Here is a 22,400-nt window from a genome sequence, read left to right on the forward strand (position 1 = left end):
TTTGCCGCTTTGGAGGCCCGGTTCGATTTATTCTCTGAACCTCCGCACTGCACAAAACTCGAAGTTTTATTATGCTTGGTGCATAGGGAGTAAAGCCGTCGAAGAAGGGCTTGGGTTTTTTGACTATCCTATAAATGAGGTTGCCGCAAAACGATTTTGGCGATGCTGCGCGGTGTAATCCCACCGGTCGACCGTCTCATCGGCATCGGTGTTTTACATCGTCGCCTGGCAGCACCGGCCCCGCACGAGCATACATGTGATAACCAGTCCTGGGAGATTTCCATGTCAGCAGAGCCGACCGTAAGAACCGATGCATTTACCTTCTATGCTCTGGCAACGTTGTCGTTCGTCGAAAGCAGCGTTCCGGAGTTTGTCTCGACCTTGAACGTCATGTACGCGGACGATCCTGAAATGCGGGATTGGCTGCGCGAGACGTGGCTGCGAGAGGAGATCGAGCATGGCCGACTGGCGCGAACCTATATCGCAAGGACGTGGCCCGAGTTCGACTGGCAACCGGCTTACGAAGCGTTTCTGGTACGCTACAAGCCGCTTTGCGACGTCGAATACATGCGCCCGTCGCTGGCCCTCGAAGCACTGTCGCGCTGCGTCATCGAAACCGAAACTGCGATGATCTACCGCTGTCTCGAAGCCGAGATGACGGATCCCGAGCTCAAGGCGATGATGCGCAAGCTCAGCAGCGAGGAGGTTGGGCACTACCGTTATTTCCGCAAAACCTTCGACCGTTACAACGCGGCCGAGCGCCACGGCGTGATTCGCCGGTTGCATACGATAGTCAAGCGCAGCGAAATGGTGCGCGACGAGGACATCTCCATTGCTTTCGAGCCCTTGAGTGACGCTGCTTTCTGGCGAGGGCCGAAGCCGTTCAAAGAAATGACGTGGCAGGAGTTCCTGGATGTGTCTGGCGATATGATGAAGCGACGCATGCCGGTCGAGGCTGCGACCCGGATGATGTTCAAGCCGCTGGAAACGGGGGTCTGGTGGCGTGACAAGCCGACCCGCGCGCTGCTGTCGTTCATGGTCAAGCGGCAGTATCCGCAGCTTGCGGGCAGCGACGCCTAGCCCGCTGGTGATGTAAGTAAAAAAGCCGGCTTGCGAAGATTCGCAAGCCGGCTTTTTTGCGACGCCAGCACCGTGCGCAATCGCGCCCCAATGAGAAACGGCACTGCAAACGAAAGATTGCAGTGCCGTTGAGATAGGTCCCCACCTTAGCCGCTAGGCCGGCATCCTGAACCGTAAGGTTCAAGGTGGTCGCGGTTAGTAGCACATTGGGCTCATCAGACAGAGTGACGCTCACGCTTGTGCAACAAACTTCCGCAACCTGCATCCGATCATTGGTTCAAGGAATTTACGACCTTCGCGAACCAGGCAGGGAGAAACAATCATGCCACGCAAGAAGCGGCTTTGCAACCTTGCCGCACCTGCTTTTATCAGGCTTGATACTGGTCGATGACCTGATCCAGCCTTTCATTCATGTGTTCAATTGTACGCTGGATTTCTTCGGCGGGAAACGCTTGTCCAGCGTTCACGCTCTTTTGTAGATTAAGCAATTCCGATGCCAAGCTCAGCGCCGCCATCACGGCGATACGGTCGGTGCCGCGCACGCTGCTTTGCGCGCGCAACTTGCTCATTTCCTCGTCGACCTTGGCGACGGCGGCGCGCAGATCGTTCTCGAGTTCCGGCTGACAAGCAAGCCGATAGGACTGGCCGGCAATGGCCACTTCGATCTGTTTGGTGCTCATACGTTCTCACCTCCCTGCAGCAGGTCGAGTTGACCTTCGGCGGGGCTATTGTGCGGGAGTTTTTCCAGGATGGCGTTGAGCCGCACCTGGGCTTCATCGATTTTGGCGGCGAGCTGATCGCGCTGCAGACGCAACTGATCGCGCTCATGCCGCAGTTGCTCGGTATTGGCCAGCACTTGTTCGTGTTCGTGGCGCACCCGTTCGAGCTCACTTTGCAGCGCCTGGTTGTGTTGATGAAAGCGGTGGCTGATCGACACCAATTGTTCGATTCTCTCAGTCAGTCGTTCGAGTTCGGTAAGCATAGGGGCTGCATCCTCGTGAATGGCCTACATTCTAACGGAATCATAGGGCTTTCCAGTAAGAAGCTGTAACAAAACTTCATTTATGCGCCGATCGTGATTCTTGCCCGGCGGCGGTCGAATTGACGTGAACGGCAAGCGCGCCTAAACTTGCAGCGCTTTGGTGCTCGCGCTGGGCTTTTTGCCCGCGCAGTTAAACGGGAAACAGGGAGCCGTGTCCGCTCGGATCGGGCCAACCTGTGCTGCCCCCGCAACGGTAAGCAACCTTCTCTGGCATGCGCCGGAGACCAGTCACTCAAGCGCCACTGCGATCGCGGGAAGGCGGGTGTGCTGCGGTTGCCAGCCCGGATACCGGCCGAAGCGAGTCGGGGAATGGCGCGAGCGGAGGGCTTCGCACCAGTCGGGTGACCGTGCCGTCATAAGCCGGAGCCTGCGGCTGCGCGATCAGCGCCGCGCGCGTGACATTCCCTGTTTGCCACCGGCTTGCGGGGGAGCAGGCCGGAGGCATTGCCTCTGTCACGGAAAATCATTACTCCAATGCGTCTTCACGCCAATGCGGCCGCGCTCTTCGCGCTGGCCGGTCTGCCGGCGCTCTTTGCCGGCGTTGCCAACGCCCAGACTGCCGAGCCGGTTGCAGCGCTCGATCCCACCGTGGTGACGGCTTCACGCACCGCACAAAAACTGAGTGACACGCTTGCCAGCACAACGGTCATTTCTCATCGGCAGATTCAGGATAGCCAGGCGGCCGACCTGCCCGAACTGTTGCGCAGCGTGGCTGGCATCGAGATGGTCCAGACCGGCGGCCCCGGGTCGCAGGCGAGCATTTTCATGCGCGGCGCCAACTCGAGCCAGGTGCTGGTTCTGATCGACGGCGTGCCGGTGAGTTCTGCCACGACCGGCCTGACCGAGATCGACCAGATTCCCGCCAGCCAGATCGACCATATCGAAATCGTGCGCGGCAATGTCTCGGCACTGTATGGCTCGCAGGCAATTGGCGGCGTGATTCAGATTTTCACCAAGCATGGCGGCTACCACCGGCCGCGCGCGAGCGCCGAGCTGAGTTATGGCTCCTACGATACGCGCCGCGCCCAGATCGGCTTGAGCGGTGCACTGGACAAGGCGGGCAAGACGCAATTCAGCCTGAACGCGTCGACTTACAAGACCCGTGGCTTTTCGGCGATCGATCCCGCGCAGGGCGCGATCGTCAATCCGGCCCCCGGGCAAGGCGCGAATCCGAACGACAACGGGTATGAGAACCGCAGCTTCTCGGCGCAATTGTCGCATCGCCTGAACGCGGACTGGGAAGTCGGTGCCAACTGGTTCCAGACCGACGGCACGGTCAGTTTCGACAACGCCTACGGATTGCCGACCGACATCAACGAGACCGACACGCGCGTGCGCCTGCTGTCGGCCTATGCGAAGGGCCATCTGACCAAGTGGTGGAGCACCCGGGCGACCGTGTCGCAAGGCAACGACGACAATGCCTCCTATTTGAACGCACAGGCCAACGGCGACTTCCACACCCGCACGCGACAGTTCGACTGGCAGAACGATTTCGCGCTGAGTGCCAACCAGTCGCTGCAAGCTGGCTATGAGCATCAGAATCAGGACGTCAGCGCGTCTACTGCATATGCCGCTACCACGCGACGTGTCGATTCCGTGTTCGCCGGCTACCTGGGAAAATTCGGCCGGAACCAGTTGCAGTTGAACGTGCGGCGTGACGTGTATTCGGACTTCGGCGGCGCCAATTCCTACTATGCCGGGTACGGCTTCTCTCTGACGCCGCAGTGGAAGCTGCTGGCCAGCCTGAGCGACGCATTTCGCGCGCCGACCTTCAACGAGCTCTATTACCCGGGCTACGGCAACGCGAATTTGCTGCCCGAGCGCGCACATTCGCTGGAGTTCGGCGTACAGCATAGTTCAGCGCTCGGCACCGTGCGCGTCAATGTGTTCCGCACGCGGTACAGCGACCTGATCAACGCCGATGCGCAGAACGGCTACCTCGCGGGGAATATCGACAGCGCCGAAGTCAAGGGCGTCGAGACGATCTACATGGGGAATCTGGCTGGCGTCGATGTAAATTTGAACGCCACGCTGCAAAGTCCGGTGGATAATGCCAACGACACGCTGCTGCCACGCCGCGCCCGGCGCTTCGCTCGTGTTTCGCTGGCGCGCAAAATCGGTGGCGTGCGCTGGGGCGCCGAATGGCTGGTCAGCTCCAGGCGACTCGACGGTGCCACGCCGTACACGCTGGGCGGCTACGGTATCGTCAATCTGAGCGCGCGATACGACATCAACAAATCCTGGTACGTCGCCGCGCGTCTGGACAACGTTTTCAACAAGGCTTACGAGCTTGCATACAGTTACAACACGACCGGACGCGCTGCCTATGTCACGCTTGGCTGGCATCCTCGCTAGGCGCGCGCCGGGCGCAGCGTCATGACGCTGCGCCGCGCTGCGCTCATCTGGTGCGTGCTGGCGCTGGCCGCTGCGCTGGCGCTGGCCGCATCGCTCATGCTCGGCAGCGTGCGGGTGCCGGCCGGTGCGCTGCTCGACCTGCTGCGCGGGCGCGTCGACGGGTTGGCCGGCGGCGTGGTGCTCGACCTGCGCCTGCCGCGCGCGTTGTCGGCTTTTGCCTGTGGCGGGTTGCTGGCGCTGGCCGGCGCGCTGATGCAGGTGCTGCTGCGCAATCCGCTGGCCGACCCGTATGTGCTCGGCGTCTCGGGTGGCGCGGGCGTGTTCGCACTGTTGGCGCTGCTCTTGGCATTGCCGGCGATCTGGGTACAGGCCAGCGCATTCGTGGGCGCATTATTGGCGATCTCGCTGGTGATGGCCCTGGCGCGGCAAGACTTCCTGCGGGCCGATTCCATCGACGGCAGCCCGCGGTTGTTGCTCACCGGCGTGGTGCTGGCGACTGGCTGGGGGGCGGCGGCCGCCTTGATTTTGACGCTGGCGCCTGACGCCGGATTGCGCGGCATGCTGTTCTGGCTCACCGGCGATCTGAATGGTGCGAGCCACGGCTGGCCGGCGGTCGCGGTCCTGGCGCTGTTGCTGCTGGTGAGCTACCCGTCGGCGCATCGTCTCAACGCGCTGCTGCGCGGCGAGACGGTGGCGCAGTCAGTTGGGGTGGCGGTGGCGCCGCTGCGGCTGCGCATTTACCTGGTGGCGTCGCTGGCGACTGCGGTGGCTGTCACCACGGCTGGCGCGATCGGGTTTGTCGGCCTCGTGATTCCGCACATGCTGCGCCTGGCGTTCGGCAACGACCAGCGCATGCTGCTGCCGGCCGCCGTACTTGGCGGCGGCACGCTGCTGATGGCGGCCGACCTGGCCGCTCGCACGGTGATCGCGCCAGCGCAATTGCCGGTTGGCATCATCACCGCACTGGTGGGCGTGCCGGTGTTCCTGTGGCTGCTGCTGCGCAGGCGGGGGCGATGACAGCGGCTGATGCCCCTCTGATCACGCTCGCCTTGTGCCTGCGGGCCGACGAACGGACCCTGATAAGCGATTTGAATATGACTTGCGGGGCAGGCCAGATATGGTGCGTGGCCGGTCCCAATGGCGCGGGCAAAACGACGCTGCTTCATACCTTGGCGGGCTTGCGTCGCCGCCAGGCAGGCGAGACGGGCGAAGTGTCGCTGGCCGGCCGGCCGCTATCCCGGTGGCGGCCCGAAGCGCTGGCCCGGCAGCGCGCCTTTATGCCGCAGCAGGCGCACGACGCATTTGGCGTGACGGTGTTGGAGACCGTGCTGGCTGGCCGTCATCCCTATCTGGTGCAGGGCCGCTGGGGCACCTGGGAGAGTGCCGCCGATGTCGCACACGCGCAGGCGGCGTTGCAGGCATTGGCGCTCCTGCCGCTGGCCGGACGAGACATCACCACGCTGTCGGGCGGCGAGCGCCAACGGGTCAGGCTCGCCGCGCTGCTGGCGCAGCAGACGCCCGTGATGATGCTCGATGAGCCAGTGGCGCATCTGGACCTGCACCATCAGATCGAGTGTCTGCAAATCCTGGCGCGGCACGTCGCCCGGACGGGCGGGCCGGTGCTGTTTTCCTGCCACGATCTGAATCTCGGCCGGCGCTTCGCCACGCACGCGTTGCTGCTCGATGGCCGCGGCGGCTGGCGCGCCGGCCCGGCCCGTGAGATTCTGTCGCCGGCCCATTGCAGCGAAGCATTTGGCTATCCGTTGATATTGCTGCGCGACGGTCCCCACGAGGCGCTGATTCCCGCGGTGGGCGACGAACAGGCATCCGTTCGGCAGGATATCCGTGCACAACCCGGTGTTGAACCTTGAGGCCCCCATGACGACTCCCGCTATGCCATTCGACTTTTCCATCCCGACGATCGACCCGCTCGAGCGCGCGCTGCAGCCGGAATTGCAACTGGCGATCGACCGCAAAACCAAACCGCCCGGCAGTCTTGGACAACTGGAGCGGGTCGCGCTGCAACTCGGCCTGATACAGCAAAGCGTGGCGCCGGTAGTGCGGCGGCCCGCGATGATCGTTTTCGCTGGCGATCACGGCATCGCGCACGCCGGCGTGAGCCCCTACCCGCAGGCGGTGACGGCCCAGATGGTGCTCAACTTCCTGGCCGGCGGGGCCGCCATCAATGCGTTCTGCCGCCTCAATGACATGATGCTGGAGGTCGTCAATGCCGGTGTTGCGTCGGAGCTGCCGAGTCACCGCCAACTTGTCGATATGCCGATCGCTCTCGGCACACGCAGCTTCCTGGACGGACCGGCGATGAGCGGCGCTCAGTTGGCTCAGGCAATGGCCGCCGGCGCGGCCCGGGTCGAGCATCATGCGCGTCACGGCACCAACGTCATAGGATTTGGCGAAATGGGGATCGCCAATACGTCGTCGGCGGCATGCCTAATGCAACGCTTGTGCGGCTTGCCGCTGGAAGTGTGTGTCGGTCGCGGCACCGGGCTCGACGATGCGGGCCTGGCGCGCAAGCGCGAAATTCTGGCGCGCGCGCTGGTGCGCCACCCGATGGCGGCAGATCCGCTCGAGACGCTGGCGGTGTTCGGCGGTTTCGAGATCGCCATGATGACCGGCGCCTATCTGGCCGCGGCGCGCTCGCGCATGTTGATTCTGGTCGACGGCTTCATTGCCACCGCGGCGTTGCTGGTGGCGCAGGCGGTTGCGCCGGCGGTGCTCGATTATTGCGTGTTTTCTCACGCCTCCGATGAAACCGGGCACCGCGCGATGCTCGAGCGCCTGCATGCGCGGCCACTGCTGGCGCTCGACCTGCGACTCGGCGAGGGCACTGGCGCCGCGCTCGCGTTGCCGCTGGTGCGTGCGGCGGCGGCGTTCCTGGGCGAAATGGCGACGTTCGACGCCGCCGGCGTAAGCGATCGGGCGTAGGGCCGCACCGATGCGAGCGTTTGCCTGGATGCGCGAGGAGCTTCGCTATGTGCTGACTGCACTGGGCTATTTCACGCGCATGCCGATCCCGGCCTGGGTCGGCTACGCGCCGCAGCAACTGAACGCGGCGGCGCGCTATTTCCCATTGGTTGGCGTGCTGGTGGGCGCAGTCGCTGCCGCCGTCTATGCCGCAGCGGCGCTTGCCTGGCCGCCGCGCGTGGCCATTTTGCTGAGCATGGCCGCTACGCTGATGCTCACGGGGGGATTTCACGAGGACGGTCTGGCCGATTGTTGCGACGCCTTCGGCGGGGGCATGACGCGCGAGAAGACGCTCGAGATCATGCACGATTCGCGCATCGGCGCATTCGGCGCGCTCGGCCTGACGATCGCGCTGCTGCTGAAATGGGAGACCTTGGCACAAGTGCAACTGCGCCTGGGTTCGGCTGGCCTGCTATGGGCATTGGTGGCCGGCCACGCAGCCAGCCGCTGCGTGGCAATCAGCTATCTGCGCACGCTTGATTATGTGCGCGCCGAAGGCAAAGCCAAGCCGGTGGCGCAGCGGCTCGGCGATGGCGCATTGGGCTGGGCCTTGCTATCGGGCCTGCCGTGGCTGCTGTGGCCACGCTGGCAGGCGGGGCTCGCCGCGCTGGCGGTGCTGGTGGTGCTGCGCTGGTGGCTTGGTCGCTGGTTCGTGCGGCGCCTGGGTGGCTATACGGGCGATTGCCTTGGTTTCGCGCAGCAGATTTTCGAACTGGCAATCTATCTGGTGCTGTGCGCATGGAGCTGATCCTGTTGCGCCATCCGCCCCCCGACGTGCCGGCCGGTGTGTGCTACGGCCAGAGCGATATTGGTCCGGACGCGTCCCGGTTCGAGGCGATCGTCGCAGACATGAGCACGCGGCTCGATCAGGCATTCGCACGGACAGGCCCGGCGGCACCCGCCCTGAGCCGCATTGTAAGCAGCCCGCTCAAGCGGTGTGCGCTGGCGGCCGAGCGCCTCGCCGCTCGCCATGGGCTGCCGCTTGCCTATGACGAGCGCCTCGCGGAAATGCATTTCGGCGCGTGGGAAATGCAACCCTGGAGCACGATTGCCCGAAAAGACATTGACGCCTGGGCGGCGGCGCCGGAACGTTACGTGGCGCCGGGCGGCGAATCCGCATGCGATGTGGCGCGGCGCGTGCAGGCATGGCGCGCGCAAGCCGACGGCGACGTGCTGGTGGCCGTCACGCACCTGGGGCCGATACGTCTGATGGCTGCCCAATGCCTGGGCTTACCGATCCTGGCGTGCCAGCGGTGGTTGTTACCGTTCGGGGGCATTTGCCAGCTGCGCTGCCATGCTCAGCAGGCCGAACTGATCCATTGGGGCGAGTGAGCGCAGCACGCCGGTGCATTACCGATCGGCGGCGAGTCGTTGTCTGGCGTGATCGAGGTCGTCACACATGATCTGCGCGCCTTGCAGGACGCGTGGGCCTGGCCGGTCGATCAGATCGCCGTCGATGGGGAACAAATTGTGGTGGGCTACGGCGCTTAACTGTGGCCAGCGGCGCCACATCGCGAGATTGGCCAGTGGCCTGTCGGCGGGCGTGGCGCCTGGCATCGCGGTGAACATCGCTTGCGGGTCGGCTGCCAGCACCGCCTCCGTAGACACCATGGGAACCAGCGGTTTAAGATCGGCGAATACATTGCGCCCGCCGCACAATCGTATGACGTCGCTGACTATCTGCGAGCCGTTGATTGTCATCAACGGGTTCTGCCAGACCTGAAAGAACACCCTGACCGGCGCTCGTGTGGCATACGCACGTTGCAGCGCGCTGTAGCGGCTGCGGAACTGGTCGGCGGCGCGTGTGGCCTCGGCCGACGTGCCGAGCAGTTGGCCAAGGCGCTCGATTTCGCCCGGGATATCCGTCACGTGCCTGGGCTCGCTGTAGAACATCGGAATCCCGAGCTGCCTGAGTTTGTCGAGCTGGCGCTGCGCATTGCCGTGCCACCACACCACCAGCAGGTCGGGCTTGAGGGCGGCGATGCGTTCGAGATCGAGCGCTCCGCTGTCACCCACCCGAGGAATTTGCCGGGCTTGCGGCGGGTAGTCGCTGTAGGTCACCGCGCCGACGATGCGTGTGCCGCCGCCGGCCGCATACAACAGTTCGGTCGCGTGGGGCGCCAGACTCACGACGCGTTGTGCCGCATGCTCGAGGGTCACGCGCGCGCCGCTGTCATCGGTGACGGAGATGGCTGCACGCGCGGTATGTGAGCTTAGCGGGCCGGCGATGCAGGCAAGCAGGACAAGCGTTCGCAGCAGGCGATTGGAGGTCGGTGACATGGACGGCAGATTGGCGCAGAAGCCCGCTATTGTGCGATAAACGCGCCGGATTGTCAGGCGGGTTGGGGCAGACGAACCGGCGCGGGGCCGGCGGTGTCGAACACGTTACTGCGTGTCGAGGGGGAATCGGATGTATCGGCGAATCGGTATTTGGCTGGCGAGCGGATTGTTGGCGTGCCTGTTGAGCGCTTGCGCGAACCATGGTGCCGGCGAGGCTGGCGGATCGAGTTTTTCAGCGTATGGCGTGATCGACGGCGGCGTGACGTTTCATAGCAAATAGACACGACAACGCCTGAAACAAAACGCCCCGCGTGCTGCGACGCACGCGGGGCGTTTTGTTTTTTGCGGCCGGACGATTACTGCGAAGCGCCGCCCGGTGCGGCAGGCGCCGAGCTCGGGGTGCTGGCTGCAGCGCCGCTCGCGCCATTCATGCTGCCACTGGGCGCAGTGGCCGGAGCTGCTTGCTGCGTGGTGGTGTCGGAGGACGCCGGCGCCGTGCTTTCCTCGGACTTCTTCTGGCAGCCAGCGATAACGACAACGGTGGTCAATAGCGTAGCGATCAACAACGTCAGTTTTTTCATTTGTTCACCTTTCTCCTAGTTTGCGCACTAAAGCGTTTTCAGTTTAACGCCGTGCCGCGCCTCAAGTGTGTGTTTTTGTTGTAAAAATGATTCAATTTGTAACGACGTGGCCTGCGCGTGTTGCGCCCGCACCGCTTGGAGCAGGCATGCCTGTAGCATGCCGACCCATCCCTGGGACGGTCCGGTGCCGGTTGCGTGAATGAAGTGAAGAATGCGAGTCGGCGCGATAGCTGGCCAACGCGCAGAGGCCTCGTGGCAAAGCGGTATCGCCTATCCCTTGACCGGCATGGCAATGCCGGCCACCATCAGGCAGACCCGCGAGCAGCGTGCGGCCAGAAGCTGATTGAGGCGGCCGAGTTCGTCGACGTACTGCCTCGTCATCGCGCCCATCGGAATTACTCCCATGCCAATTTCATTGCTGACCAGGATGACTTTGCCGGGGGTGTCGCGCAGTACTTCGTCGAGCGCCTTCACGGCGTCGGCCCATGCCGACGGCGGGCCTGGGACGGCGTCGGGTGGGCAGAGCCAGGCGGCGGCCCATAGCGTGAGACAGTCGACCAGCACGCAGTGCCCGGGCCGGGCTGCCTCGGCGAGTGCACCAGCCAGATCGCGGCCGACTTCGCGCAGTTGCCAGTGCGCCGGGCGTCGCGTCCGATGCACTGCGATGCGCTCGGCCATTTCGGCATCCGCTATCTGCGCGGTAGCGAGATAAGTGACCGGCAGGCCGCTATCGCGCGCGAGCCGTTCAGCGTAAGCGCTTTTGCCGGAGCGGGCACCGCCGAGCACGAGCAGCGAGTCCGGTGCGGGAGTGGGCATACGGTCTGTGCGTCGCGCGGCTCTGGACGACGGACTTATTCGGAGAAGACCGGCGATGCTTCCCAGGCCTGCAGCGGTACGTGGTCGCGATCGCCCTTGATGCGATTGCGCTCGTCGACAAACACCAGTTGCGGCTTGAAACCGGCCTGCACGTCTTTTTCCTCGACGCCGGCGTAGGCGACGATGATCACGACGTCGCCCAATTGCGCGCGGCGCGCAGCGGCGCCGTTGAGCGAGATCATGCCGCTGCCGCGTTCGCCGCGAATGGCATAGGTGGTGAAGCGTTCGCCGTTATTGACATTGAAAATGTCGATCTGCTCGTTTTCGACCAAACCGGACGCTTCGAGCAGGTTTTCGTCGATCGCACACGAGCCTTCGTAATGCAGTTCGCAGTGCGTCACCGTGGCACGGTGAATTTTCGATTTGAGCATGGTGCGGATCATCGCAGCCTCCGGGCAAAAAAATTGAGTTCAGATTTCCAGGTTGTCGATCAGGCGCGTTTGGCCGAGCCGGGCGGCGGCCAGCACCACCAGCGATTCGGCCGGCGCAGGTCCCGGCTCGGGGCGTTGCAGATCGGCGCGCCGGCGTATTGCGACATAATCGGGCCGCCAGCCGCGTTGAATCAACGACGCCATGGCTTGTTGCTCGAGCGCCGCGTAATCGGTACGGCCCTCGCGCACGGCGTCGCTGACGTGATGAAGCGTCTGATAAAGCATCGGGGCCTCGGCGCGCTCGTCCGCGCTCAGGTAGACATTGCGCGAGGAAAGCGCCAGTCCATCGGTGTCGCGCACGGTCTCGGCCGCGACGATGTCGACCGGCAGAGCGAACTGCTGGCACATGCGTCGCACGATCATCAATTGCTGGTAGTCCTTCTTGCCGAATACCGCAACCCGCGGTTGCACGCATGACAGCAGTTTCATGACGACGGTGCAAACGCCCTTGAAGAAGCCCGGGCGGAACTCGCCTTCGAGGATGTCGCCCAAATCGTGCGGTGGATCCACCCGATATTCCTGCGGTTCCGGATACATGACCTTTTCGTCCGGCGCGAACAGGACGTAGACATTTTCGCGCTGCAATTTCTCGGCGTCATCGCTGAGCGTACGCGGATACTTGTCGAAGTCTTCATTCGGGCCGAACTGCAGGCGGTTGACGAAAATGCTGGCAACCACCGGGTCGCCGTGCTGGCGCGCCAGACGCATCAGCGACAGATGTCCTTCGTGCAGAAATCCCATGGTCGGGACAAAAGCGGCGCGATTCTGGCCACGCATTTGATCGCGCAGTTCCTGTATCGAATGGATAACTTTCATGGAAAATCCGTGAAGTAGGGGGCGAGACGCCTGGGGTGAGGAGCTCCGGTGAGCCACTCGCGAATCATGCGGGACCGGGCTTGCAACACGGGTGACCCGCGCGATTGTAGTGGAAAATCCCCCTGTCGTGCAGCGAGCCGGGGTTGCCGCCTCGGGCAGCGCGTCAGTTCGGCGAGTAGGCCAGGCGCACGTAGATGGGTGCGTAGGGCTCCGCCTGGGTGACTTCCACCAGGGACTCGCGCGATAGTTCCAGCATGGCGATAAAGTTGACCACGACCACCGGCACGCCGCGCGAGACATCGAACAACTCGGTGAACTCCATGAACCGGGCATCTTGCAGGCGGCGCAGGATCTGGCTCATGTGTTCGCGAACCGAGAGCTCCTCGCGGGAAATCTTGTGGTGCTGCACCAGCTTGGCCCGCTTGATCACGTCGGCCCAGGCGGCGCGCAAATCATTCGTATCGACTTCCGGCCAGCGCGGGGCAAGGCTTTGCTCGATATATACGTTGGCTCGCAGGAAGTCCCGCCCCAGTACCGGCAAGGCATCGAGTTGCTGTGCCGCCAGTTTCATCTGTTCGTATTCGAGCAGGCGCCGTACCAGCTCTGCGCGCGGATCTTCGGCTTCCTCGCCGGTGTCGGCCTTCTTGACGGGCAGCAGCATGCGCGACTTGATCTCGATGAGCATGGCTGCCATCAGCAGATATTCCGACGCCAATTCGAGGTTGGTCGCGCGGATCTGCTCGACGTAAAGCAGGTACTGGTTGGTCACCTGCGCCATCGGAATGTCGAGCACGTTGAAATTCTGCTTGCGAATCAGATAGAGCAGCAGATCCAGCGGGCCTTCGAAGGCTTCGAGGAAAATCTCCAGCGCATCGGGCGGGATGTATAGATCCTGCGGCAGCGCGAACAAGGGCTCGCCGTACAGGCGCGCGAACGCGACGCCGTCGACGACGTCGGGCGTGCTGTCGTGGCCGGGAGTCGGATCCTGCAATTTCTGGGCATCGGCCAGGGCCGCCTCGGGCGGGCCGACGGTGGGCGGCTCGGCGGTGCTCATGACGATATTATTCCGACTGATAAACGTACGCCTGCTGCGGCACACGCGACGCTTTTTGCCGTGCGCGTTCGTCAAGGTCGATCGGCTGCTTGTCCCACAGCAGCGCGCGGCCCTTGCGTTGCTCTTCTTCCAGGGTCGGTTTGGCTTGTTTCAATTCTTTGATAAAGCGGGTGATGTCGGACTCGTACATGATCGGCCGGTGAGGGAAAGAAATGCCGTCAATTCTACCGCAAACGATACGTGGTCCGGCGGTTTGGCCACGCCGGGCGGATTCGCGGCGGTTTGGCGCGCCCAGCCGCCGCTGGATATGGTCAAATAGCCATTTTGCACGACACTAGGGCAGAGGACAGATTTTTGACGGTACCAAGGCGAACCGGGATGAACGACCGAAGCGACGGGGGCGTGTCGTGGCATGCCCTGATCCGGGCGATGGTACTGGCAATCGCGCTGTGCGCGATGTTCCCCGCGATCGCCAAAGTTGCCGCGGCCAACGTCGCTTACCGGGTCGAAATCGACGCGCCGGCGCCTCTCGCGGGCTTGCTCAAGGCGCATCTGGACCTGGTGCGCTTCGAGCAGCGGACCGACCTGGGCAAGGAGCAATTCGATTATTTGCTGGCAACCGTCGGCGAGCAGGTCTCGCAGTTGGCTGCCACCGAAGGTTACTTCTCGCCGGTCACGCACGCTCGCGTGGAGAAGGTCGGTGCGCTCCAGGTGGTGCACATCGAGGTGAGCCCGGGCGAGCGCACGCGGGTGAGCGACGTGCTGTTGCGGTTCACCGGGCCGATCGCCACGCAGGAGCCGGGCCGCGTGGCGACGCTGGAGAGCAAATGGGGTATGCCGGTCGGTCAGCCGTTTCGGCAGGACGATTGGAGCAAGGCCAAGGACGACACGCTGTATGCGCTGCAGCGCTATCGTTATCACGCGGCCAGGCTGACTTTTTCCCAGGCACGCATCGAGCCGGACCGACACCGTGCCGAGCTTGACGCCGAATACGACAGCGGTCCGGCGTTCACGCTGGGCAAATTGCATGTGACCGGTACTCGGCGCTATCCGGCCAGCATCGTTGAACATGTCAATCCGCTTCACGAGGGCGAACCTTACAGCGTCGATCGCCTGCTCGAGCTGCAGCGGCAAATCCAGAACACGCCGTATTTCTCCAATGTGATTATCGACGTGCCGAGCGACCCGGCGCAGGCCTCACTCGCGCCGGTCAATGTCAAGGTCACGGAATTTCCCACGCAGCGTGTGCAGGCTGGGGTCGGTTACGCCTCCGACACCGGTGCGCATGTGCTGGGGCGCTACGGCTACAACAACGTCTTCGGCCGGGCCTGGGTTTTCAGCAGCCAGGCCAACCTCGAGCAGCAGCGCCAATACGGTCTGGTGAGCCTGGCGATGCCGCCGGATGCGAAGGCCTACGTCAATAGCGTTTCCACGTCGTTCAACCGGACCACGGTCGAAGGGGTCGACCAGCGCAGCCTGCAGATCGGGCTAAAACGCGCGCGCACGCTCGATAAATACGATTGGGCCTATACGCTCGATTTCTATCGCGACGAACTGCGGCCCGATACCGGCCCGCGCTTCCTGAACCACGCGCTGGTGCCGGGTTTCGCCTGGACCCGGCGTAACGTCGACGATCCGATCTTTCCGCGGCGCGGCAATATCATCTCGACGCAGATCGGCTTTGGTGTCAAAGGGATGCTCAGCGACCAGAGTTTTGGGCGTGTGTATGGCCGCATCCGCCAGTACGTGCCGATCGGCCAGCGCGATCTGATGATCTTGCGCACCGAGTTCGGCGCCGTGCTCACACATGGCAGCAACGACCGCATTCCGGCGTCGCTGCTGTTTCGCGCCGGCGGCAACGATTCGATCCGCGGCTATGGCTACCAGAGCATCGGCCTGAACCAGGACGGCTCGGTGCTGCCGGCCAAATACCTGGCGACCGGCAGTATCGAGTACCAGCATTGGCTTAGCCACCAGTGGGGCGGCGCGATCTTCTGGGATCTCGGCACCGCCAGCGATACGCTGCAGGGCGCGAAAATCTATAACGGCGTCGGCTTCGGCGTCCGGTGGCGCAGCCCGGTGGGGCCGGTCAATCTGGATCTGGGATATGGTATCGAGCGACACCAGTTCCGGCCCAACATTTCTCTCGGCGTGGCGTTCTGACGCATGACGGATCAACACACCCACCCTGCCGCCGCGACCGCACCGTCGCCCCCGCCGCCCCCGCGCCGCCGGCGCTGGCCGCGGGTGCTCGCGTGGCTGGTCGTCGCGCCGCTGGTACTGGTGGTTGGACTGGCCGGCGCGGGCCTCCTGGCGGCACATACCGAGCGCGGCTCCCGCTGGCTCTGGCAGGCCGCCGTGGTCGTTCTCGATGGCAAGCTGGCCGGGCAATGGGAGGGCGGCACGCTGGCCGGCGGAGCACATCTGCGCGAGGTCGCATATACCGACGGCGCAACCCACGTAACGCTCGACCGTCTCGATGGCCGCTGGGCTCTGCAGAGCGCGCCCTGGCGCCTGAGGATAGCCTTTCTGCAGTTGGGCACGCTCGACCTGAAGCTGGCGCCGCAGGCGCCCGCCCAGGCGCCTGCGGCGTTGCCGCAACGCCTGACGCTGCCGTTGGCGATTCGCGTCGACGCGGTGTCGCTGCATCGCCTGATTCTGCATGCGCCGGCGCTGGAGTTGACCGACATCGCGCTGCACGGCGAAACCGACGGCCGGCACCATACCCTGGTGCTGGATAACCTGACGACACCTTATGGCCGGGTGAATGCGTCGATGCGGCTCGACGGCGCGCGGCCGTTCGCGCTAAGCGGCGATGCGGCCGTGGCAGGGCGCTACGACACGCATCCCTATCAATTGGCGTTGCATTTGAGTGGCTCCCTCGAGGCGCTGCGGGCCGATCTGAGCGCCAGCGGCGACCGGCTCGCCGGACACGCCACTGTAAGCGCCGCGCCATTCGACGCGGTGCCGCTCAAGCGCGCACAGGTTGCGATCGATCACGTCGATCCGCGGCTGTTCAGCGCCTCCGCGCCCAGTGCCGATTTGTCGCTGCGTGCCGATCTGGCGCCGGTCGACGGCGCATCGGCATTGCAGGTGGCCGGACCGATCAGCGTGAGCAATGCCGAGCCCGGTTCGCTCGACCGGCAGCGCCTGCCGCTCGTGAGCGCGGCCGCCCGCGTCATGCTCGATGCCACGCATCAGGCGCTGACCGACGTGCAAGTACGCCTGGCCGGGGGGGCGGCCCTGAGCGGCGGCGGCTCGCTCACGCGCCATGCGCAGACAGGCCGAACCACCGGACAGTTCGCGCTTGCGGCGCGCGAGGTCAACTTGCGTGCATTCCTCGGCAAACTGCCCGTCACCCGACTGGGTGGACCACTGATCGTCACACTCGACGGCGGTCGCCAGCAGGTCGCGCTGGACTGGCGCGATCCGACCCGTCGCATCCAACTGGACGCGGCGCTCGATGACGGCGCGGTGACCTTGCGCAGCGCCCGCCTGAGCGCCGGAGCCGGCCAGATCGACCTGCGCGGCTCGCTGCGCACCGACGCTGGCGGCAGCTACGAGGCGAATGCGGTCATGACGCAGTTCGATCCTGCCGCGTGGTTCGACACCGGCGTGAGTTCGTCGACACGCGCGGGCCGGCCGGCCACGCGCATCAGCGGACAGCTTCAGGCGCGCGGGACATTGCACCCGGCGCTCGACGTCGAGGCCAAATTCGCACTGCGCGACAGTCAATACGCCGGGTTGCCGATGGGCGGTGAAGGCACCGTGCGTCTGGCCGGCGGCCGACTCTTGCCGAGCAGCGCGCAATTGCTGGTGGCGGGCAATCGGGCTCGGCTCGACGGCAGCTTCGGTGCCGCGGGAGATCGCCTGCGAGTCGATGTCGATGCGCCGCATTTGAACCGGCTAGGGTTTGGCCTGGCCGGCTTGCTGCAAGTGCATGGGCAACTCAGTGGCTCTCTCGCCCGCCCGGCGCTGCAAGCCGATTTTCGCGCCGAGCAACTCGCGTTCGGCAACCAGCGGCTGGCTCATATGAGCGGCCGGGCCAATATCGAGGGCGGCCTGCATGCGCCCGGCACGAGCCGCCTCGAGCTGACCCTGGCGGGCCGCGATTACCGAGCCTCCCAGGTGGCGCTGAGCCGGGTGGACATCAACCTCGCCGGCACGCGCGCGAGCCACCGGATCCGGGCCGAGTTCGCCGGCACCTTGCGGGGCCAGCCGCTGGCGCTTGCCCTGGCTGCCCAAGGCGGCGTGACCGACCAGCAAGGCCGCCTTGGCTGGGACGGCACGATACAGACGCTGCGCAACGACGGTCTGCCGCGCTTTGCTTTGACTCGACCGTGGCGTGTCAAGGCCGCTGCGCAGGCGGTTCAGCTTGGCGCGGCGCACTTCACGCTGGCGGGCGCCTCGGTCGATCTGGGCCAGCTCGACTATCGCCAGGGCCAGCTTCGCTCGAGCGGATCCATCAGCGCGCTGGATATCGGCAATGTCCTGACGCTGGTCAAGGAGTTCACTGGTGCCGCGCCGCCGCTGCAAAGCAATCTGGTGCTCGATGGCAGCTGGAATCTCGTGCTGGCGAAGCAGGCCGACGGCTTCGTGCAGATCGCGCGACGCAGCGGCGACCTGATGCTGACCGACGGCCGGCGCGAGACGCTGGGGGTGGCCCCCGGGGTGCGTGCGCTGGGGATCTCGGCGCTGCGGGTGCGCGCGGATTTGCACGCCGACCAGGTCAACCTGACTGCCCATGCGGCGGCAAGCAGCATCGGCCAGCTCGATGCAAAGGTGAGTACCGCTGTGCAAATGCATGACGGTCATCCGAGCCTGACCGAACAGGCACCGCTCGACGGCAGTGCCGCGCTCGATGTGCCGAACCTCAATGCGGTAGGGGCGCTGGCCGGACCGCAACTGCTGCTCAAAGGCCGGGCGGCGGCGCGCTTCACGCTCGGCGGCACGGTGGGCAAGCCCCTGCTGTCGGGGAATGTGACGGGCGATGATTTGTCGATAACGATGTTCGATCTGGGCATTCAGCTGACCGGCGGCACGGTGCGCCTGGCGATGGACCGCAACGCGATCGATTTGAAACAGGTTGAGTTCCATGGCGGGGCGGGCACCCTGAAGGCGTCCGGCCGGATCGGCCTCGCGCAGGCCGATCCGGCGATGAATGCCACCATCGTGGCCGACCGGCTGCAGCTATTTGCCGCGCCCGATCGGCAACTGATTCTGTCGGGGCAGGCCAAGGCGAGCGGCAATGCCGAGCATCTGGCGATCGCGGGCAAGTTCGTGGTCGATCGCGCGCGCTTCGATTTGCCGCCGAGCGGCACGCCGAGCCTGGGCGACGACGTGGTCATCGTGCGCGACAACGGGCAGACGCAAGCGGCGAAGGCGAATGCGGCAGAGCGTGCGGCGCGCATCAGCGAAAAGCCCGCCAATCGGTTCGCGCCGCATGTCGATGTCGATCTCGATCTGGGCCGGGATTTCCGTTTCAAAGGGGCCGGCGCGGACCTGCTGCTGCGTGGTTCGATGCATGTGCGCAGCGAGCCGCTCGCGCCCGTGAGGGCGAGCGGCACGATCCAGATTGCCGAGGGCACCTATGAGGCGTTCGGCCGCCGCCTGTCGATCGAGCGCGGACATATCAATTTCACGGGGCCCCTCGATAATCCGGGTTTGTTCATCATCGCGATGCGAACCAATCAGGCGGTCGAGGCCGGCGTGCAGGTCACCGGCACCGTGCGGCAGCCGCGCGTGACGCTGGTGTCGGACCCGAATGTGCCGGATGAGGCCAAGCTTTCCTGGCTGATGTTCGGCCACGGTCCGGAAAGTGCCGGGTTGGGGCAGCAGCAGGCGGTCGCCGGTGCGGCGCTCGCCATGCTGGGCACCGCCGGCGGCAAGCGCATCGTGCAAAATTTCGGAATTGATCAGTTTTCGATTGGCAGCAGCGATTCCGGCTTGCCGGATCAGCAGGTCGTCAATATCGGCAAGGCGATTTCGGAAAGCCTGTCGATCGGCTTCGAGCAAAGCCTGACCAGCGCGGCAAGTATCGCCAAGCTGACCTGGCAGTTGTCGCGGCGCTGGTCGCTGGTGGCTCGCACCGGTTCGATTTACGGCCTGGACATTCTGTTCAACCGTCGTTTCGATTGAGCCGCTCGAATTTGAGGGCGTGCCAGTCAAGGGATATCATCGCGAAATGAATTTGCGCCGCATTCAATCGGGAGTCGCCATGGGGTTGTTCGCCAGCATGTTGGCGCTGTTCGGCTGCGATCAGCAGCAAATCGACAAGGTGCGGCAAAAAGCGCGCGACGTCGCGGCGGCCGTCAAGCCCGATAATCTGCTGCTGCGTGGCCTGCAGGCGGGAGTGTCCACCGAGGCCCAGGTTCGTGCCCAGATGGGCCGGCCGGCGATGGTATGGCAAAACCCGGATGGTTCGAAGCGACTCGAGTACCCGCGCGGCCCCGCAGGCGTCAGGACTTACATGGTCGATATCGGTGCCGACGGCAAGCTGTTGGCGATCAGCCAGGCGCTGAGCGCGGAAAATTTCGCGAAAGTGCATCCGGGCATGAGCGAGGACGAGGTGCGGCGCCTGTTGGGCAAGCCCACCGGGACCGCCGCCTACCGGCTGAAGAACGAGAGCGTGTGGAGCTGGCGTTGGCTCGAGGACGGCGTGAACCAGCCGGCACAGTTCAACGTGTATTTCGGGCCGGACGGCAAGGTCGCGACGACCTCGCGCTCGAATGATCCGGCCACCGAACGCCCTTGAATCGCCGGACGCCGGCGCGCCCGAGCGAGGCGATCACTTGACCCGCATGCCGGGCTTGGCGCCGCTGTGCGGCTCGAGGATGTAAATCCCCGGCTCGGCCTTTTCGTTGGCGGCCGAGGCCGCCAGTACCATGCCCTCGGACAGTCCGAATTTCATCTTGCGCGGCGCGAGATTGGCGACCATGACCGTCAGCTTGCCGACCAGATCTTCCGGACGATAGGCCGACTTGATGCCGGAAAACACGTTGCGCGGCTTTGCCTCGCCGACGTCGAGCGTCAGTTGCAGCAGTTTGTCGGAGCCTTCGACGGTCCGGCAGTCGACGATTTTTGCGATGCGAAGATCGATCTTGGCGAAATCGTCGATGCCGATGGTGTCGCCTTCCGCTTCCGCAGCGGCTTTGGCCGGCGCCGTGTTGGCTGGCGCAGCGGCGGCCGCGGGCGTGGCTTGCAGCGAGTCCCGGTTGGCTTCGAGCAACTTCTCGATTTGTTTGCCTTCGACACGCGTCATCAGGTGCTTATAGGGCGCCACCGGTGTCGCCGAGCTCAACGCGGTGTCGACATCGTGCCAGGCCAACGAGGCAATGTTGAGGAATTGCTCGATGGCCGCGGCGGTGCGCGGCAGCACCGGCTTCAGATAGATGGTCAGCAGGCGGAAGGCTTCCAGGCAAACGCTGCAGGCTTCGTGCAGGGCGCCGGCCTGCGCCGGGTCTTTGGCCAGATCCCACGGCTTGACGTTGTCGACATAGGCATTGACGGTGTCGGCCAGCTCCATCACCTGGCGCAGCGCCTTGCCGTAGTCGCGCGCTTCGTAGTGCTGGGCGACGGCAGGGGCGGCTTCTCGCAACACGCGCAGCAGCGAGTGTTGCATGGCCGCGTCGTCTACCTTGCCGTTAAAGCGCTTGAGCAGAAAGCCGGCGGCCCGGCTGGCGATATTGACGAATTTGCCGACCAGATCGCTGTTGACGCGCGCCACGAAATCGTCGAGGTTCAGATCGATGTCTTCCATCGTCCCGTTGAGCTTGGCGGCGAAGTAATAGCGCAACCACTCGGGGTTCAGGCCGGTATCGATATAGCTTTGCGCGGTGATGAAGGTGCCGCGCGATTTCGACATCTTGAGCCCGTCGACGGTCAGAAAGCCGTGCGCGAAGACATTGGTCGGGGTGCGATGCCCGGAAAACTCCAGGGTCGCCGGCCAGAACAGGGTGTGGAAGTAAAGAATGTCCTTGCCGATGAAATGGTATTGCTCGGTGCTCGAGTCGGGCGCGACCCACTCGTCGAAATTCAGCCCTTTCTTGTCACACAGATTCTTGAAGCTGCCGTAGTAGCCAATCGGTGCGTCGAGCCACACGTAGAAATACTTGCCGGGTGCGCCAGGAATCTCGAAGCCGAAATACGGCGCGTCGCGGGAGATGTCCCAGTCTGCCAGCTTGGCGTCGCCGGCCTCGCCGAGCCACTCGCGCATTTTGTTGGTAGCCTCGGGTTGTGCCAGGCCGGCCACCCATTCGCGCAGGAACGATTCGCAGCGCGGATCCGATAATTTGAAGAAATAGTGGGTCGAGGTCTTGCGCACCGGCGTCGCGCCCGACACCACCGAATACGGGTTCTTCAGGTCGGTCGGCGCGTAGGTCGAGCCGCAGACTTCGCAGGAGTCTCCATACTGGTCCTTGGCACCGCACTTGGGGCACTCGCCCTTGATGAAGCGGTCGGGCAGGAACATTTCCTTGACCGGATCGAAGGCTTGCTCGATGTCGCGGGCCTCGATCAGGCCTTGCGCTTGCAGCGCGAGATAAATCTTTTCCGACAGTTGCCGGGTTTCGGGTGAATCCGTCGTGTAGTAATTATCGAACGAGATGCCGAAATTATCGAAATCGCGCTTGTGCTCGTGCCATACACGCTCGATCAGTTGCTTGGGCGTGAGGCCTTCCTTCTCGGCGCGCAGCATGACCGGCGTGCCGTGGGTGTCGTCCGCGCCGACGTAATAGGTTTCGTGCCCCTGCATGCGCATGAAGCGCACCCAGATGTCAGTCTGGATATATTCGACCAGATGGCCGATATGAATCTGGCCATTGGCATAGGGCAGGGCGGACGTGACGAGCAGGCGGCGGGACATGGCTGGATGGGGGAGTCAGGCAAAAAAGAGGATTCTAACA

The 22,400-nt window shown here is 64.2% G+C and carries 20 protein-coding genes, 1 other RNA gene and 1 riboswitch; of the genes, 10 read left to right on the top strand and 11 right to left on the bottom strand.

Annotated features, from left to right (window positions below):
- Positions 1 to 162 precede the first annotated feature (162 nt).
- Positions 163 to 1,080 (top strand): ferritin-like domain-containing protein, encoded by a 918-nt coding sequence (locus PATSB16_RS03705; protein ID WP_156884589.1) that lies wholly within the window; start codon positions 163 to 165, stop codon positions 1,078 to 1,080.
- Between the two features lie 134 nt (positions 1,081 to 1,214).
- Here the strand turns inward: PATSB16_RS03705 and ssrS are convergent.
- The 3 genes from ssrS to PATSB16_RS03720 all read right to left on the bottom strand — a co-directional run bounded on the left by ssrS (position 1,215) and on the right by PATSB16_RS03720 (position 2,062).
- Positions 1,215 to 1,396, bottom strand: a non-coding RNA gene (gene ssrS / locus PATSB16_RS03710) — 6S RNA.
- A gap of 52 nt (positions 1,397 to 1,448) precedes the next feature.
- Positions 1,449 to 1,760 carry a cell division protein ZapA gene (locus tag PATSB16_RS03715; protein ID WP_047212693.1) on the bottom strand — a complete coding sequence of 104 codons (312 nt, stop codon included), beginning with the start codon at positions 1,758 to 1,760 and terminating at the stop codon, positions 1,449 to 1,451.
- Entirely contained in the window at positions 1,757 to 2,062 is a 306-nt protein-coding gene (locus PATSB16_RS03720; RefSeq protein ID WP_047212694.1) for a hypothetical protein, read from the bottom strand. Before PATSB16_RS03720 ends, PATSB16_RS03715 begins: the two co-directional genes overlap by 4 nt.
- A 141-nt stretch (positions 2,063 to 2,203) precedes the next feature.
- Positions 2,204 to 2,433: riboswitch (cobalamin riboswitch) on the top strand.
- Between the two features lie 163 nt (positions 2,434 to 2,596).
- Here PATSB16_RS03720 and PATSB16_RS03725 point away from each other — a divergent pair.
- The 6 genes from PATSB16_RS03725 to PATSB16_RS03750 are packed head-to-tail and all read left to right on the top strand — an operon-like array spanning position 2,597 to position 8,791.
- Complete coding sequence (locus tag PATSB16_RS03725; RefSeq protein ID WP_047212695.1) at positions 2,597 to 4,477, top strand: TonB-dependent receptor domain-containing protein; 1,881 nt, start codon at positions 2,597 to 2,599, stop codon at positions 4,475 to 4,477.
- A gap of 21 nt (positions 4,478 to 4,498) precedes the next feature.
- A complete protein-coding gene (locus tag PATSB16_RS03730; protein ID WP_047212696.1) occupies positions 4,499 to 5,494 on the top strand; it encodes a FecCD family ABC transporter permease in 996 nt (331 codons plus the stop codon).
- Positions 5,491 to 6,348 (top strand): ABC transporter ATP-binding protein, encoded by an 858-nt coding sequence (locus tag PATSB16_RS03735; protein WP_047212697.1) that lies wholly within the window; start codon positions 5,491 to 5,493, stop codon positions 6,346 to 6,348. Before PATSB16_RS03730 ends, PATSB16_RS03735 begins: the two co-directional genes overlap by 4 nt.
- 7 nt (positions 6,349 to 6,355) lie before the next feature.
- Positions 6,356 to 7,420 (top strand): nicotinate-nucleotide--dimethylbenzimidazole phosphoribosyltransferase, encoded by a 1,065-nt coding sequence (gene cobT, locus PATSB16_RS03740; RefSeq protein WP_156884591.1) that lies wholly within the window; start codon positions 6,356 to 6,358, stop codon positions 7,418 to 7,420.
- Between the two features lie 10 nt (positions 7,421 to 7,430).
- The gene (locus PATSB16_RS03745) at positions 7,431 to 8,207 is read left to right on the top strand and encodes an adenosylcobinamide-GDP ribazoletransferase (RefSeq protein WP_047212699.1); all 777 of its coding nucleotides are present in this window, start codon (positions 7,431 to 7,433) and stop codon (positions 8,205 to 8,207) included.
- Positions 8,198 to 8,791, top strand: a complete 594-nt coding sequence (locus tag PATSB16_RS03750; RefSeq protein WP_047212700.1) for a histidine phosphatase family protein — start codon at positions 8,198 to 8,200, stop codon at positions 8,789 to 8,791. The genes PATSB16_RS03745 and PATSB16_RS03750 overlap by 10 nt, the downstream gene beginning before the upstream one ends.
- Positions 8,792 to 8,809: 18 nt before the next feature.
- On the opposite strand, the gene PATSB16_RS03755 is transcribed toward PATSB16_RS03750, so the two are convergent.
- The 7 genes from PATSB16_RS03755 to PATSB16_RS03785 all read right to left on the bottom strand — a co-directional run bounded on the left by PATSB16_RS03755 (position 8,810) and on the right by PATSB16_RS03785 (position 13,687).
- Positions 8,810 to 9,739 carry a cobalamin-binding protein gene (locus PATSB16_RS03755; RefSeq protein ID WP_047212701.1) on the bottom strand — a complete coding sequence of 310 codons (930 nt, stop codon included), beginning with the start codon at positions 9,737 to 9,739 and terminating at the stop codon, positions 8,810 to 8,812.
- Positions 9,740 to 10,095: 356 nt separating this feature from the next.
- Positions 10,096 to 10,320: a hypothetical protein gene (locus PATSB16_RS03760; RefSeq protein WP_047212702.1), complete on the bottom strand. Its 225-nt coding sequence runs from the start codon at positions 10,318 to 10,320 to the stop codon at positions 10,096 to 10,098.
- A 270-nt stretch (positions 10,321 to 10,590) separates the two neighbouring features.
- Positions 10,591 to 11,136 carry a bifunctional adenosylcobinamide kinase/adenosylcobinamide-phosphate guanylyltransferase gene (cobU, locus tag PATSB16_RS03765; protein ID WP_047212703.1) on the bottom strand — a complete coding sequence of 182 codons (546 nt, stop codon included), beginning with the start codon at positions 11,134 to 11,136 and terminating at the stop codon, positions 10,591 to 10,593.
- 35 nt (positions 11,137 to 11,171) lie between these two features.
- Positions 11,172 to 11,579 carry an aspartate 1-decarboxylase gene (gene panD / locus PATSB16_RS03770; RefSeq protein ID WP_047212704.1) on the bottom strand — a complete coding sequence of 136 codons (408 nt, stop codon included), beginning with the start codon at positions 11,577 to 11,579 and terminating at the stop codon, positions 11,172 to 11,174.
- Between the two features lie 27 nt (positions 11,580 to 11,606).
- Positions 11,607 to 12,443 carry a pantoate--beta-alanine ligase gene (gene panC / locus PATSB16_RS03775; protein WP_047212705.1) on the bottom strand — a complete coding sequence of 279 codons (837 nt, stop codon included), beginning with the start codon at positions 12,441 to 12,443 and terminating at the stop codon, positions 11,607 to 11,609.
- 163 nt (positions 12,444 to 12,606) lie between these two features.
- Positions 12,607 to 13,497 carry a segregation and condensation protein A gene (locus PATSB16_RS03780; RefSeq protein ID WP_047212706.1) on the bottom strand — a complete coding sequence of 297 codons (891 nt, stop codon included), beginning with the start codon at positions 13,495 to 13,497 and terminating at the stop codon, positions 12,607 to 12,609.
- A 7-nt stretch (positions 13,498 to 13,504) separates the two neighbouring features.
- A complete protein-coding gene (locus PATSB16_RS03785; RefSeq protein ID WP_047212707.1) occupies positions 13,505 to 13,687 on the bottom strand; it encodes a DUF3460 family protein in 183 nt (60 codons plus the stop codon).
- 188 nt (positions 13,688 to 13,875) lie between these two features.
- Between PATSB16_RS03785 and PATSB16_RS03790 the strand changes: the two genes are divergently transcribed.
- The 3 genes from PATSB16_RS03790 to PATSB16_RS03800 are packed head-to-tail and all read left to right on the top strand — an operon-like array spanning position 13,876 to position 20,251.
- Positions 13,876 to 15,660 carry an autotransporter assembly complex protein TamA gene (locus tag PATSB16_RS03790; RefSeq protein WP_083566656.1) on the top strand — a complete coding sequence of 595 codons (1,785 nt, stop codon included), beginning with the start codon at positions 13,876 to 13,878 and terminating at the stop codon, positions 15,658 to 15,660.
- 3 nt (positions 15,661 to 15,663) lie between these two features.
- The gene (locus PATSB16_RS03795) at positions 15,664 to 19,635 is read left to right on the top strand and encodes a translocation/assembly module TamB domain-containing protein (RefSeq protein ID WP_047212708.1); all 3,972 of its coding nucleotides are present in this window, start codon (positions 15,664 to 15,666) and stop codon (positions 19,633 to 19,635) included.
- A 46-nt stretch (positions 19,636 to 19,681) separates the two neighbouring features.
- Complete coding sequence (locus PATSB16_RS03800; RefSeq protein WP_047212709.1) at positions 19,682 to 20,251, top strand: outer membrane protein assembly factor BamE domain-containing protein; 570 nt, start codon at positions 19,682 to 19,684, stop codon at positions 20,249 to 20,251.
- A gap of 33 nt (positions 20,252 to 20,284) precedes the next feature.
- On the opposite strand, the gene metG is transcribed toward PATSB16_RS03800, so the two are convergent.
- Positions 20,285 to 22,360 carry a methionine--tRNA ligase gene (gene metG, locus PATSB16_RS03805; RefSeq protein ID WP_047212710.1) on the bottom strand — a complete coding sequence of 692 codons (2,076 nt, stop codon included), beginning with the start codon at positions 22,358 to 22,360 and terminating at the stop codon, positions 20,285 to 20,287.
- Between the last annotated feature and the right edge of the window lie 40 nt (positions 22,361 to 22,400).

Source organism: Pandoraea thiooxydans (assembly GCF_001931675.1).
Taxonomy (GTDB): Bacteria; Pseudomonadota; Gammaproteobacteria; order Burkholderiales; family Burkholderiaceae; genus Pandoraea; species Pandoraea thiooxydans.